Origin of the sequence: Aerococcus sp. HMSC062A02 (assembly GCF_001809535.1) — a bacterium.
Lineage (GTDB): Bacteria > Bacillota > Bacilli > Lactobacillales > Aerococcaceae > Aerococcus.
The window spans coordinates 81,155-93,997 of the sequence record NZ_KV797925.1; the positions used below are offsets into that span (position 1 = coordinate 81,155).

At 49.7% G+C, this 12,843-nt stretch carries 10 protein-coding genes; 5 read left to right on the forward strand and 5 right to left on the reverse strand.

What is annotated here, in order from left to right; all coding sequences use genetic code 11:
• Window positions 1–246: 246 nt before the first annotated feature.
• Entirely contained in the window at window positions 247–1,530 is a 1,284-nt protein-coding gene (locus HMPREF2626_RS05110) for an HlyC/CorC family transporter (protein ID WP_070618359.1), read from the forward strand.
• Window positions 1,531–1,650: 120 nt separating this feature from the next.
• Here HMPREF2626_RS05110 and HMPREF2626_RS05115 read toward each other — a convergent pair whose 3' ends face one another.
• On the reverse strand, window positions 1,651–2,088 hold the full coding sequence (locus tag HMPREF2626_RS05115) for an HIT family protein (RefSeq protein WP_070618362.1): 438 nt from the start codon (window positions 2,086–2,088) through the stop codon (window positions 1,651–1,653).
• A 489-nt stretch (window positions 2,089–2,577) separates the two neighbouring features.
• Between HMPREF2626_RS05115 and HMPREF2626_RS05120 the strand changes: the two genes are divergently transcribed.
• Genes HMPREF2626_RS05120 through HMPREF2626_RS05130 form a run of 3 tightly spaced genes read left to right on the forward strand, consistent with a single transcriptional unit; the run spans window position 2,578 to window position 6,556 of the window.
• Complete coding sequence (locus tag HMPREF2626_RS05120) at window positions 2,578–3,039, forward strand: MarR family winged helix-turn-helix transcriptional regulator (protein WP_070618364.1); 462 nt, start codon at window positions 2,578–2,580, stop codon at window positions 3,037–3,039.
• Window positions 3,024–4,751, forward strand: coding sequence for an ABC transporter ATP-binding protein (locus HMPREF2626_RS05125; RefSeq protein WP_070618367.1), 1,728 nt, complete (start codon window positions 3,024–3,026; stop codon window positions 4,749–4,751). The genes HMPREF2626_RS05120 and HMPREF2626_RS05125 overlap by 16 nt, the downstream gene beginning before the upstream one ends.
• Window positions 4,751–6,556 carry an ABC transporter ATP-binding protein gene (locus tag HMPREF2626_RS05130; RefSeq protein ID WP_070618370.1) on the forward strand — a complete coding sequence of 602 codons (1,806 nt, stop codon included), beginning with the start codon at window positions 4,751–4,753 and terminating at the stop codon, window positions 6,554–6,556. The genes HMPREF2626_RS05125 and HMPREF2626_RS05130 overlap by 1 nt, the downstream gene beginning before the upstream one ends.
• Window positions 6,557–6,663: 107 nt before the next feature.
• On the opposite strand, the gene HMPREF2626_RS05135 is transcribed toward HMPREF2626_RS05130, so the two are convergent.
• The 4 genes from HMPREF2626_RS05135 to HMPREF2626_RS05150 all read right to left on the reverse strand — a co-directional run bounded on the left by HMPREF2626_RS05135 (window position 6,664) and on the right by HMPREF2626_RS05150 (window position 11,696).
• Window positions 6,664–7,869 carry a dicarboxylate/amino acid:cation symporter gene (locus HMPREF2626_RS05135; protein ID WP_067973352.1) on the reverse strand — a complete coding sequence of 402 codons (1,206 nt, stop codon included), beginning with the start codon at window positions 7,867–7,869 and terminating at the stop codon, window positions 6,664–6,666.
• A gap of 650 nt (window positions 7,870–8,519) precedes the next feature.
• Window positions 8,520–9,536 (reverse strand): PEP/pyruvate-binding domain-containing protein, encoded by a 1,017-nt coding sequence (locus HMPREF2626_RS05140; RefSeq protein WP_070618373.1) that lies wholly within the window; start codon window positions 9,534–9,536, stop codon window positions 8,520–8,522.
• Window positions 9,537–9,615: 79 nt separating this feature from the next.
• Window positions 9,616–10,827 (reverse strand): glycosyltransferase family 4 protein, encoded by a 1,212-nt coding sequence (locus HMPREF2626_RS05145; protein WP_070618376.1) that lies wholly within the window; start codon window positions 10,825–10,827, stop codon window positions 9,616–9,618.
• A 131-nt stretch (window positions 10,828–10,958) separates the two neighbouring features.
• Window positions 10,959–11,696, reverse strand: coding sequence for a pseudouridine synthase (locus tag HMPREF2626_RS05150; protein ID WP_070618380.1), 738 nt, complete (start codon window positions 11,694–11,696; stop codon window positions 10,959–10,961).
• 74 nt (window positions 11,697–11,770) lie between these two features.
• On the opposite strand from HMPREF2626_RS05150, the gene HMPREF2626_RS05155 reads away from it, so the two are divergent.
• Window positions 11,771–12,622 (forward strand): serine aminopeptidase domain-containing protein, encoded by an 852-nt coding sequence (locus HMPREF2626_RS05155; protein ID WP_070618383.1) that lies wholly within the window; start codon window positions 11,771–11,773, stop codon window positions 12,620–12,622.
• The last annotated feature ends 221 nt before the right edge of the window (window positions 12,623–12,843 follow it).

Sequence of the window (12,843 nt, forward strand, 5' to 3'; positions counted from 1 at the left end):
ATATTGTAGACGAAAGTTCATTCGCTTTCAAGTTTTTTCTTTTACTTTCTTTTATTTATTTTTAACTCTGATTTATTCATCTGAATTTATTTTATAATTTCTTTACTTCCCATAAATAGGTTTTCCCATAATTTCATGATACAATAAACCTAGACTAGTATACACTTAAACAAACACTATCCAAGCCCCCCTTTCGACTGGGGCTCGGGTAGTGTTTATCTTACAATTTATAGGAGGAATTTCAGAATGGATGAGAGTTACGTCGGGTCGATCGCCTTATTTATCTTATGTGTGATTTTATCCGCTTATTTTTCTGCTTCGGAGACAGCTTTTACATCTTTGAATCGGATTCGCTTGCAGAATGAGGCGGAGAATGGCGATAAGCGAGCCCAACAAACCCTCAATTTACAAGAAGACTTTGAATCCTTATTATCGACGATCTTGATTGGCAATAACATTGTGAATATCGGGGCGTCTGCTATCGCAACGGTGGTTCTCTTGGTCTGGTTCCCGCGCTATGGGGCGAGCATTTCGACCATTGCGACAACGGTGATCCTTTTGCTCTGCTCAGAGATCACACCCAAACTAATTGCCAAATTGATGCCGGAACAATTTGCCAAGTTCTCAACCCCTATTTTGCGGGTGGTCATGTGGCTAATGACGCCTCTTGTTTGGTTGATTAATCTCTGGCAGAAGCTCGTCCAACGCATCATCCCCATCGAAAGCCAGGAAGGAATCAGCGAGGAAGAATTGCTTTCCCTGGTGGACGAAGCCCGGGTGGGTGGCTCGATTGAATACGATGAACAGCGCTTGGTCAAGGCCGCCATTAACTTCGACGACCGGACCGTTTCTTCTATTCTAACCCCTCGGATTGACCTGGTTGCCGCGGACATCCATGACAGCGACGAAAGCATTGACCAGGCCTTCATGGAACATCCTTATTCGCGCTTGGTGATTTATGACGAGAATATCGATAATGTCCTAGGTGCCCTCCACGAGCGAGACTTCAACCGCTACCTGCGGGCCAAGCGTGAGCGTGGGCAAAAAGTGGTCCTCCAGAGCATTCTCTCTGATGTCCTCTTCATTCCCCCTTCGATCAAATTAGCCAACCTCCTGCGCAAGATGCAGAAGCAGAAGGTTCATATGGCTGTTGTCCGCGACGAACACGGAGGCGTCATGGGGATTGCCACTATGGAAGACGTCCTAGAAGAATTGGTTGGCGAGATCTGGGACGAAGATGACGTGGTCTTCAATGATATCGACGTGCTCATCCCCCAAGAACACTATCAATTCAGCGGGGGCTGTGCCATCGACAAGGCCATGCCAATCCTCAACCTACCCCTAGAAGAGCCCGAACTCTTCCATACTGTCAACGGCTTTGTGGTCCACCACATTGGCAAGCTCCCAGAAAAAGGCGACCGCTTCAGCGTCGGCGACTGGCAATTCAAGGTCCTCGAAGAAGACCGCCAACGCGTCTCCATCCTCGATGCCGTCCACCAAGAAAATTCAGAAGAAGACAAGAAAGACTAAGCCCGTATAAGTTTCATAGCCAAGCACAATAAATGCTGGTAAAAACAAAATAAAAGGCAGTGAATGGAGATTTATCCCTTCATTCACTGCCTTCTTTTGGTCTTAGCGCACTAAATCAGCTTATAAAGCCAATGCTTGGCGCAAGTCTTCTGCCATCGCCTCATACTCATCATCTGACAAGTATTTTTGGTCCAAGTTCATCGCAAATGGCGTCCCCCATTCCACTTCGCCTTCATACTTAGGCACTAGGTGGAAGTGGAGATGGGACCCACCATCCCCATAAGCGCCGTAGTTAATCTTGTCTGGCTTGTAGACTTGGTGCATGACCTTAGCCACTTGGGCAATCTCAGCGAAGTAAGCATCACGGTCTTCATCAGAAATATCCACCAATTCACTGACATGTTCCTTGTAAGCCACAATCAAGCGGCCAGGATGGGACTGCTCCTTGAAGATAATCACCAGGCTATGGGGCAACTCGCCTACTAAATAGCCGAATTGAGCGAGCGGCTCGCCTTGGACACAGTAGCCACAATTTGGATCTTTAACAGTTTCTGTCATAAGAATCATCCTCCTTTAATTTAACTCTATTTTATCATTAATTCCCCAAAAAAGAGCGATTATCTATTTTTAAGATGGATGACGAGTAAGAAAAGAATAGCCCTTTATCAGCCAATTTTGAGCAGGAGCGAAGCGACTTAGAGATGAAGCTGCTCGAGCTGGTGCTATGCTTTAGCCGTTGGAGCTTTAGCGACTTACGGATAAAGTACAAGACGGCTTCAGCCGTGTTGATCCACTTATCATTCAAGGCCCAAATCCAAAAGCGGAACGTATGCTCTTAGCACAACTTTACAAAAAAAGAGCAACATTCGATTTTTCAGAATGCCGCCCTTTAGCTCATTATAGCCAAAGATTGTAAAGTTTCGGCCTGTTTTCGGTAAGTATTGTGTAAATTTTAAGATTTAAATCAAATCACTTGTATTTACAAGTATAATCCGTTATGATGGATAAGTAGCACATATCAACATAATTCCAAAAGGAGATGGACAGGTGACTAAAGATGCCTTAACCATTTCCCATTTAATCTTTCAATTAGCAAACCTACAGAAGAAATACCTCTTCGAACGCTTAAAGGAAGTTGACCTCAACCCGATCCAGGCCCAGACCCTCCATTATATCTACCGGGAGGCCGGGCCTATCCAGCGTTCACTGGCGACCTATCTCGGCAAACACGAGGCCACGATCAGTAACATTTTGAATGTTTTAGAAGATCGTGGCTATCTTTATCGGCAAACCGCGTCAGATAATAGCCGGCAAAAGCAAATCTTTTTGACCGCTAGCGGCCACGAGCAAGTTGAGAAGATTAATGGGATTTTTAAAGATTTAGAAGCTGAGCTCTGTTCCGACTTATCTAGCCAGGACCGGGCCAAAGTATTGCAAGTTTTAACGGATCAACGCGATCAATTTGTAAAAAATAGAAAGAAAGGTGATCATTCATGCTTAAACTCTTAAAACGTGTGCCCAAATCGCTGATTATCCTCAGCGTCTTCTTTGCCTTCATGCAGGGAATAACGGAATTACTCCTGCCTACCTTGACCGCACGCTTGATTAATGACGGGGTAGCCCAGGGTAACTTCGATGCCATCTGGGGCATTGCCGGGCAAATGTTTATCATGACCCTGCTCATTGTGGGTTCTGCCCTGGCCAATATCTGGTTTGCTTCCAAGGCTTCACAAGGACTGGGACGCGACCTTCGCAATGCCCTCTATGCCAAGGTGCAACGCCTGTCCAAGGATACCTACGATGAATTCGGGAACGCCTCCCTCATCACGCGGTCATCCTCTGACATTGTACAGATCGAATTGACTACCATGATGGTTCTGCGGATGTTCTTGCTTTCCCCCGCCATGCTGATTGCCAGTATCACCATGGCCTACCAAGCTAGTCCGCAAATGAGCCAAACCTACCTGGCCACTATCCCTATCATCGCCATCGCTATCGGAATTGTGATCTACACCGCCTCCCCCCTCTTCCGCTCCATGCAGAAGAAAGTGGACCGGATGAACTTGATCTTCCGCGAAGGGCTGACAGGGGTTCGGGTTATCCGGGCCTTCAATAAGAATGCGTATGAATCCGACCGTTTCCAGGAAGCTAACGACGACTACCGGCAGACCGCTATCGGCGCCCAAGTTCGCCTGGCCTTCTTAATTCCCGTCATGATGACGACTCTCAACCTGACGACTGTCTTCCTGGTTTGGTATGGCGGGCGTTTAACGGCCATCCAATCCTTGGACATGGGAGTGATCCTCTCCTTTATCTCTTATACGGCGATCATGGGGGTCTCCTTCATGTTTATCGGTTTGATGTTCGTCCTGATTCCCCGGGCCCAAGTCTCAGCAGAACGGGTGAACCAGGTGTTGGAAGCGCCTGAGAAGATCCACTCACCTGAGAACGGTGGCCAAGTCCTCTCCCTGGATGAAGCTGGACAGATCGACTTCAACCATGTCCACTTCGCCTATGATGGGGCCGAATCCAATGTCCTCGACGACATCGACTTCCATCTGACGCCAGGTATGACCCTGGGGATTATTGGTGGGACAGGGTCTGGTAAGTCGACCATCGCCAACTTGCTCCTGCGCTTCTACGACCGGTCGTCCGGCGAGATCCGCATTAACGGCCACTTGCTCGAAGACATCAACCTCAACAGCCTGCGCCGCTACATCGCCTATGTGCCACAGAAGGCCAACCTCTTCCGGGGCACCATCCGCTCGAATATGTTAGCCGGTAAATCTGATGCCACAGATGAAGAAATCTGGCGGGCCCTTGAGATTGCCCAAGCTGCGGACTTTGTTTCCAGCTTCTCTGACCAGCTGGACCGGCGCGTCGAACAAGGCGGTTCGAACTTCTCAGGAGGCCAGAAACAGCGGCTCTGTATTGCCCGGGCTTTGATCAAGCAATCGCCGGTCAATGTCTTCGACGACTCTTTCTCGGCTTTGGATGCCAAGACGGACGCCAACCTGCGCCAAGCCTTGAAGAACCTAGATGACCAAACCATCAACTTGATTATTGCCCAACGTGTCAGCACCATTTCCGACGCTGACTTGATTATTGTTCTCAACGACAACGGCAGCATCGCGGGAACCGGCAGCCACGAGAGCCTGCAAGAAGATACCCCGATCTACCGTTCCATCGTTCAATCCCAATTAAAGGAGGTAAGTGACTAATGAGTAAAGAAGTGAAACCAAGATCTACTTTTAGTGCCTTGCGTAAGCTGATTCGTTTTCTCGGCAGATACAAGTATACCTTCTTTGCCGTGATCTTCTTCTCCGTCTTCGCCTCAGTAACGGAAATCTTCGCTCCGAAAATTCTCGGGGGAGCGACCACTCTGATTGCTGACGGGGTGAGCCAAGGCCTGCAAGAAGTCGACGGTCAGATGCGCTATGTCATTGATTTTGAGGGAATTGTTAGTATCCTCATCAAAGTAGCCATCCTCTACCTACTAACTGGGCTGGGCCGCTACCTGCAGAACTTCCTGCTCAGTAAGGCCGTTCAAGGGACCATTTCCGAATTGCGCCAGGCCATGCGCGACAAGCTCAACCGCCTGCCCATCTCTACCCTAGACCAAACGCCAAATGGTGAGATTCTCAGCCGGGCCATCAACGATATCGAAAATATCGCAGCCACCCTGCAACAAAATATCTCCCAGGCCATCATGTCCACCACCCTCTTCATCGGTGTGGCTATCATGATCGTCTCCATCAGCCCTCGTATTGGTGGGATGATGCTCGGGGCCGTCGCCTTGACTATTGTGATGGTCTCCTTCATCACCCCCATCTCCCAGCGGCTCTTCGCTAACCAACAGCGGCTCCAAGGGTCCATCAACGGTCTGATTGAAGAAGACTACAATGGCCAAATCGAAATCAAGGCTTTTAACCAACAGAAGCATAAACTGGAAAAATTCGAAGAAGAAACTGAAAGTTACTACAATACCTCACAGAAAGCTCAATTCATCTCAGGGATCATGTTCCCTTCCGTTAACTTTATCCGGAATGTGGGCTATGTCCTGATCGCCCTTGTCGGCGGAGTATCAGTCGTCAACGGTCATATGTCCCTGGGGAATGTCCAAGCCTTGATGCAGTACAACCCCCAACTCTTCCAACCCGTTTCTCAATTATCGTCCATCGTCAACCAGATTCAATCCACCCTGGCTTCAGCGGAACGGATCTTTGAATTCCTAGAGTTAGACGATATGGAGGTCGTGGAATCAGGCCTGACTCCCCAAGAAAGCGACTATAAGGTGAGCTTCCAGGATGTTCAATTCGGCTACGATCCTGACCAAATGATCCTCAAAGACTTCCGCCTCGATGTAGAGCCAGGACAGATGGTTGCCATTGTGGGACCAACTGGAGCTGGGAAGACCACCCTGATCAACCTTTTGGAACGCTTCTATGAGGTAAATGACGGGAGCATTCGCATTGATGGCGTCGACATCCGGGACTACAGCCGCGATGAGGTCCGTCATCAGATGGGCATGGTCCTCCAAGACACCTGGCTCTTCCGCGGTAGCATCTACGACAACATTGCCTACGGAGCCCAGGGACGGGTCCCTGAGCCTGAAGAAGTCTACTCCGCAGCCAAAACCGCTCACGTCGATGACTTCGTGAAGAAGCTCCCCGATGGCTATGACACTATCATCAACGAAGATGCCTCCAACATCTCCCAAGGCCAGCGCCAGCTGATCACTATCGCCCGGGCCTTGGTGGCAACCCCCGACATCCTCATCCTGGATGAAGCCACCTCCAATATCGACACCCGGACCGAAAAGCTCATCCAACAAGCCACTGACAAGCTGCTCAAAGGACGGACCAGCTTCGTCATTGCCCACCGCCTCTCCACCATCCAAGATGCTGACCAGATCATCGTCCTCGACGCCGGTCGCATCATTGAGAAAGGCAACCATGACGAACTCATGGCCAAGCAGGGCTTCTACTACGCCCTCTACAATGCCCAGTTCAGCCAAGCTTCTTAATATAAAAATGGCCTCATGCCTGACCCTGTTCGAAGGGTGGGCATGAGGCTTTTTTGATACGCAAAAGCGCCAGCTCTTCAAAAATCCTGAAGACTGACGCTACTTGGTTATTTATTTTTAATATGATCCTTGTAGAATTTATCCACGAAGACAGCGATGGCATTATCGCCAGACACATTAGCTGCAGTCCCGAAACTATCCTGGGTGATGTACAGGGAAATCATCAATTGGTTCATCGTTTCGCTGGTAATATTGATCATCGGTAGGAAAGGCAGGGCCGACATAATGGCACCCCCTGGCGCGCCCGGCGCCGCAACCATAGCCACGCCCAGCATCATGATAAAGCCAATCATAATCGAGAAGTCATGGGGCAGGTCATACATGAGCAGCAGGGTGGTTGCACAAGATGTAATGGTAATCATTGAACCTGCAATATGAATCGTTGACCCCAGCGGCACCACGAAATTGGCGATGTCTTCTGAAATCCCATTATTGGCCGCACACTTCAGGTTCACCGGCAGAGTAGCTGCCGAAGACTGGGTCCCCAGGGCGGTCATATAGCCAGGAATCTGGTTTTTGATCAACATGACCGGGCTCTTGCCGGCATAGGTCCCTGCGATTAAGAAGAGCAAGCCCACATAGAAGAAGTGGAGGACGAGCACCACCAGGAAGACCTTCCAGAAGACATTCAGGATCGAGAAGACCGAGCCGCTGTAGCTCAGGTTCACGAAATTACCGAAGATATAGAAGGGCAAGAGCGGGATAATAATAGTATTGAGTACTTTTACAATAATATCTCCAAAATCCGTAAAGATCTCATAAAGAGCCTGACCTTGGCCATGACCGCGCAGCCAGGAAATCCCCAAGCCCATAATGAAGGCAAAAATAATGGCGCCAGTCACATCGAAGAAAGGCTCCAGGGGAATGGTGAAGATGGGCTCTAAACCGGGCCCAGCCTGACTAATGTTAGCCACCAATTCCTCGCTAATAAAGAGCGGAAAGAGGTTAACCGAAACAAAATAAGCTAAAAGCCCACCGACCACTGTCGAGATATAGGCCGTCAAAACCGTAACCCCCAGCAACTTCCCAGCTCCATGCGCGAGATCTGCAATCCCCCGCACCACGAAGCCCAGAATCATAAAAGGAATAATAAAATTCAAAAAAGAACTAAAAATAGCTGACAAGGTAGTAAAAATACGAAAGACAATTTCTGGAATAAAACTTAATTGTCCCACAATAATCCCTAAAATAATAGCAATAACAAGTCGCGGTACAAGCCCAATCTTCCGCTTGCCGCCAATCCGATTTGACATAATTCTGCCCCCCAAACAAATGTGCCAAATTAAGCACAATAGCACGTTCTATTTAATAATCCTAGCAAATTCTCCCCTCAATTGGAATGCTTTTGCTTGATTATTTGAAAGATTTAATTTTGTAAGCGTTACAAAAGTCAGAATTCTCGACAAAAATTGTATATGAAAGGGTGTGAGACTTGGCGCTTAGCTTTCCTTCACTAGAGCAAGTCACAATCTGAAGGCCTGAGTGTGGATTACTAAAGCAAGTTCAAGGAAAACATGGCACAATCAATGGTAGAAATATAATATAAGGATCAACAAGCTAGCCAAGAACTGGGCTAGCTTGTTTTCATTATGGTGGGTAGAGGCAGCTTGTCTAGCAGAGGGACAACTTGCTAACGGAGGCCTTGATGGCAAGTTGCCAGTATCCTACTTGCTAACAGAAGGGCCATTCACAAGTTGATGGCTTCCTATTTGCTAATGAAAGGCCTATTCGCAAGTTCACACCACCCTACTTGCTAACGAAGGCCCCATTCGCAAGTTGCCAACTCCCTACTCTCTAATAAAGCCTCCATTTGAAACTTGCTCCCTCATAGAAGGGACGCTCTCCGCACCCTTTTACCCACAAAAAAAGAGACCGGAAATCTATCCAGTCTCATCCACTAAGCTTACTTACCATGGGCTTCTAGAATAAAGCTTTGTCCATCTTCAATGGTAAATTCTAGGTTTTCTAGTTTATTGTAGAAGGTCTTCATGGTTGCTACAGCTTGAACCAGGTAGTCGTAGTTTTCTGGGAAGTAGTCCTTCATTTCAGCTAAGGACATGGGCTCCCCGCTGCCGATCACCACGTCTTCCCCCTGACCGCGGAGCAAGAATTCCCCTTCCAGGTCCTTCTCGTCTTGGTCTTGGTGGACCACAATGATACCAGTCCCTGACTCTTCGCCTGCATTCCCGAAGACCATCTCTTGGATGATCACGGCAGTGCCTAGGTCCTCAGGTAGGTCGAGCTTATTTCTCTGCTCACGCATGTAATCAGAGTCCCAATTCTTATAGATGGCCTTAATCGCGTCAGCAATCTGGGTGGTAACAACCTGCGGGAAGGAAATGCCGACTTCTTCCGTGTAGACATCTTTGAATTGGTTGACGAGGAGGCGCAAGCGGTTATAGGACAAGTCCTGGGTCCGTTCTACACCTTCGTCAGCCTTGGCCTCATCTAACTTGGTCTGGAAGCAGTCGCGGTCAATCCCATAAATCGACTGGCCGTACATTTGCAGGAGACGGCGGTAGCAATCATAGGCGAAACGGCGGTTCTTAGTGCTCCGCGCAAGGTGTTCCACGTTCTTATCATTCAAACCCACGTTCAGTATACTTTCGCGGTTCTCAGGAAGATGGTGGGCTGCCCCACTACGAATAGAGACCAGAAGTAGGTGGTTGGGATCATTGAAAGACTTACCGGTCCGCTTCTCCAAGTCCTTAATGGCGTTCTCCAATTCCACATCAATAGCAGGACTCAGGCCTTGCTGGCTACCGGACAAGTAATTCTGGCAAGCTGCGGTAGAAATAACGAAGCCCTTGGGAACGTTCAAACCTTCCTTGGTCATTTCAGCTAAGCTGGCCCCCTTAGCGCCGAGGCTCTCCACCATCTTCCCATTAGCTTCTTTGAAATTATAAATATATTTTTGCAAAAAGATCCCTCCTCAGAAAGCGTTTCCTCTAAATGATTATACCGTTTTCAGGGAAACAAAACAATTATTTTTCACAAATTTAAGCCTGCTTTAAAAAGTCCAAGAGATAGTCAACCAGACCCGGCCAGGAATTCTTGCGGATCTCTTCTTTATAAGAAGCAGCAAGCTGGGGCTTTTGGCGGAAGCGGTTAGCCTGACGGACAATCGCTTGGGCCAAAGCCTCACAATAAGCCGGTAAGTCTTCGGCCACGGGCTCATCCTGGTTGACCAAGCCTGGCAAGTGGATATATTCGATCAATTCGCTCTGGTTCAAGCGGTCATCCAGCTGGTCGACCAAGGCTGGAAAGTCGGCCACCACCGTATAGCAGCCACAAGCCATGGCCTCTACAACCACTAGGGGCAGGCCTTCATAGTAAGACGGTAAGATAAAGACTGCTGCCTGGCGGAAAAGCTGGGCCAAGTGGTCTTGGGGGACGGCAGCTTGGTAGTGGATCCGCGCATCGCCTGCGATGAGCTCATGCATCTTAGCCAAGGATTCTGGGTTGCCGTTGCCTACTAAGTGCAACTGCAAGTCTTGACGGTCCTTCAATTGCTGGGTAAAGGCTTCAATTAGGGCAAAGACTCCCTTGGCCTCAGCAATCTTTCCCGCATAGAGCAGCTGCAAGGGCTCGGTCACTTGCTGGTCCTCGAAGTAGAAGATCTTGTCATCATAGCCCCCACCTAGGACAGCGATTTGCTCGGGCGCTAGGCCGTAAGTCGCCACAATGCGGTCGATCTGCTGGCTGGACAAGGCAAAGACCTGGTCCAAGTCCTTGATATGGCGGGTATACTGGGCGGCGAGCTGGGGATGGTGGTCGGCTTGACGCAGGTCAGTATTGTGGCAAATCGCAAAGATCTTAGCCTCTGGGAACCATTGGCGCACCATATCCGTCAAGAACCAAAGATGGTGGCAGAGAATGACATCCGGCTGAAATTCTGCATAGGCCTTGGTCAGCACTTCTAGGAAGGCATACTTCCACTGCCGGATCATAGCAGGCGTCATTTCCCCATAAATCGTACTTTCATAAGGCATCACATCGCTCATGCCGGGCAAAGGAAAGTCGCAATAAGAGTTGGGAAAGGTCAGAACATACTGGCGGTCCTCGGGGAGAAGATCCCAGTCATAGCCAGGATAGGCCCCATAGACACAGGCTTGATCCATCTCCCCTGCTAAGCCCTTAATTAGATTGCTAAAGTAAACCCCACTCCCTGTCTTCGAAGGCAATTGGGCTTGGACATGTAGAATACGCATAATTCTCTCCTTTATCTTCGTCATCACTTGTCATTATAGTATATTTCCCTGAACTTGAACAGTAAATTGTGAGCGCTCACACAACCCTGGCGAGACAAGTGCCTTGACTAAGGAGGTCCGAAAGCTCAAGCCTAGCGTTGGACCCGCTTAAACAAAGCCTTCAGATCACTAACTTCCCCCACTGTTAGCTCACGGTAATGCCCTTCCTGGAGGGGCTGACGGTCGAGGGAGAGCGGGCCAATCGCTAGCCGCTCCAGCCGGGTCACTTTAACGCCCCGGGCTAGGAACATCTTCTTGATCTGGTGGCGCTTGCCCTCATAGATGGTCAAACAAGCCTGGGAAGCTTGGCGGCCCACTTCTTCTATCAGGAGCTGGGCAGGCTGGCAGACATAGCCATCCGACCAGATAATCCCCTCCGCAAAGGCCGCTACGTCCTGGTCATCCAAGGGTCCATTCACCCTTACCCGATAGGTCTTCGCCATCTGGAAGCGCGGGTTCTCCAAGAGATAATGCAGCTGACCATTATTGGTCAAGAGGATGAGACCCTGGGCATCCCGGTCTAAGCGACCGACAATGGATAAATTAAGGTCTTGGAGTTCGGCTGGCAGGGCGTCAAAGATCGTCGCATAGCGGTCATCGCGTCGGGCACTGACCAGACCAACTGGCTTGTAGAAGAGATAGTTCTGGTGGCCTAAGCGTGAAGGCAGGTCCTGGCCGCCAAGTTGGATCCGGTGCCAGGCGGGATCCACCAAGTAATTGCCATTTCGCACACAGTCACCATCGACACTAACGAGCCCTTGGGCAATTTTTTGCCGGGCCCGTCGCGAGGAAAGCTGGCAAGTCTGCTGGATAAATTCTTGTAAACGCATGATAAACTCCTAAACTGTCGCAATTTATTTTAATTTAGCGTACACTAAGACCAAGACATGAAGGAGGTCTTTCCATGTATACGATTCGTAAACTAATGATCGAAGCAATTCCCTGCTATGAGTATAGCCCCCAAGGCCAAGAAAATAAAGCCCTGCCCCTGGTGATCTTCTACCATGGCTGGACCAATTCCAAGGAACAAGGCGCCACCCTGGCTGTAGAACTCGTCCAACGCGGCTTCCGGGTCCTCTTGCCCGATGCTTATGGGCACGGAGAGCGGGTGGACTTCGACCAACGCTTAGAGCCCGCCGACTTCTTCCAAGTCCTCTTGCGCAATGTCCAGGAATTCCCCCTCATCAAGGCCTACTACCAAGATCAGGGGCTCTTAGATGGTATCAGCCTCAGTGTCTCTGGCCTCTCCATGGGTGGCATCACGACCTGCATGCTAATCCGGTCCTATCCCGAAATCGACCAGGCCGGTGTACTCATGGGCACCCCCCAACTGGAAAACTACGCCCGGGCCCTCTGCCGGAACTACTTCCCCGAAGCCATCGAGGTCACAGACGAAGAAAAGGCCCAAGTCCAAGCCATCCTTGCACAAATGGCCCAAGTCGACCTGAGCCAAGCAGCGGACTGCATCGGCGCCCGTCCCATCTTCTTCTGGCACGCCGTCAACGATGCCGTCGTCCCCTATAACCTCACCCAAGAATTCTTCGACCACCACCAAGGAGACCACCCCCTCTACATGATCAGCGACAGCAAGGCCGGCCACAGGGTCCCCTACTACGCCTTCTACCTCCTAGCCGCCTTCTTCCAAGCCTGCCAAAAAGCTCCTGCCGACCAAATCCAAACAGCCTTCCTCGACGACTTCTACCAACGCTTCGGCCCAGACGCCAGTGACTATCACCCTTATCATATTGAAAGGTAAGGGGGTGAGAGGATGCGGGAGAAATAGGCCTCTGGAGTAAAAGGACAGAGAAGGCTCAAGCCTTCGATGGCCTTTTTGCGAAGAGGAGCCCTTTCTGCATCCTCGAACCCGACTATAAAGGGTGTGAAGGCTAGCGGGAGAAATAGACCTCTGGAGCAAAGAGTCAGAGAAGACTGTAAGTCTTCGGCGACTCTTTGTGAAGAGGAGCTATTTCTGCTAGC

Excerpts from the sequence above, each read along its gene's own strand:
- HMPREF2626_RS05155 (WP_070618383.1), top strand. The coding sequence starts at position 11,771 with ATGTATACGATTCGTAAACTAATGATCGAAGCAATTCCCTGCTATGAG.
- HMPREF2626_RS05125 (WP_070618367.1), top strand. The coding sequence starts at position 3,024 with ATGCTTAAACTCTTAAAACGTGTGCCCAAATCGCTGATTATCCTCAGC.
- HMPREF2626_RS05110 (WP_070618359.1), top strand. The coding sequence starts at position 247 with ATGGATGAGAGTTACGTCGGGTCGATCGCCTTATTTATCTTATGTGTG.
- HMPREF2626_RS05130 (WP_070618370.1), top strand. The coding sequence starts at position 4,751 with ATGAGTAAAGAAGTGAAACCAAGATCTACTTTTAGTGCCTTGCGTAAG.
- HMPREF2626_RS05150 (WP_070618380.1), bottom strand. The coding sequence starts at position 11,696 with ATGCGTTTACAAGAATTTATCCAGCAGACTTGCCAGCTTTCCTCGCGA.
- HMPREF2626_RS05115 (WP_070618362.1), bottom strand. The coding sequence starts at position 2,088 with ATGACAGAAACTGTTAAAGATCCAAATTGTGGCTACTGTGTCCAAGGC.
- HMPREF2626_RS05135 (WP_067973352.1), bottom strand. The coding sequence starts at position 7,869 with ATGTCAAATCGGATTGGCGGCAAGCGGAAGATTGGGCTTGTACCGCGA.
- HMPREF2626_RS05145 (WP_070618376.1), bottom strand. The coding sequence starts at position 10,827 with ATGCGTATTCTACATGTCCAAGCCCAATTGCCTTCGAAGACAGGGAGT.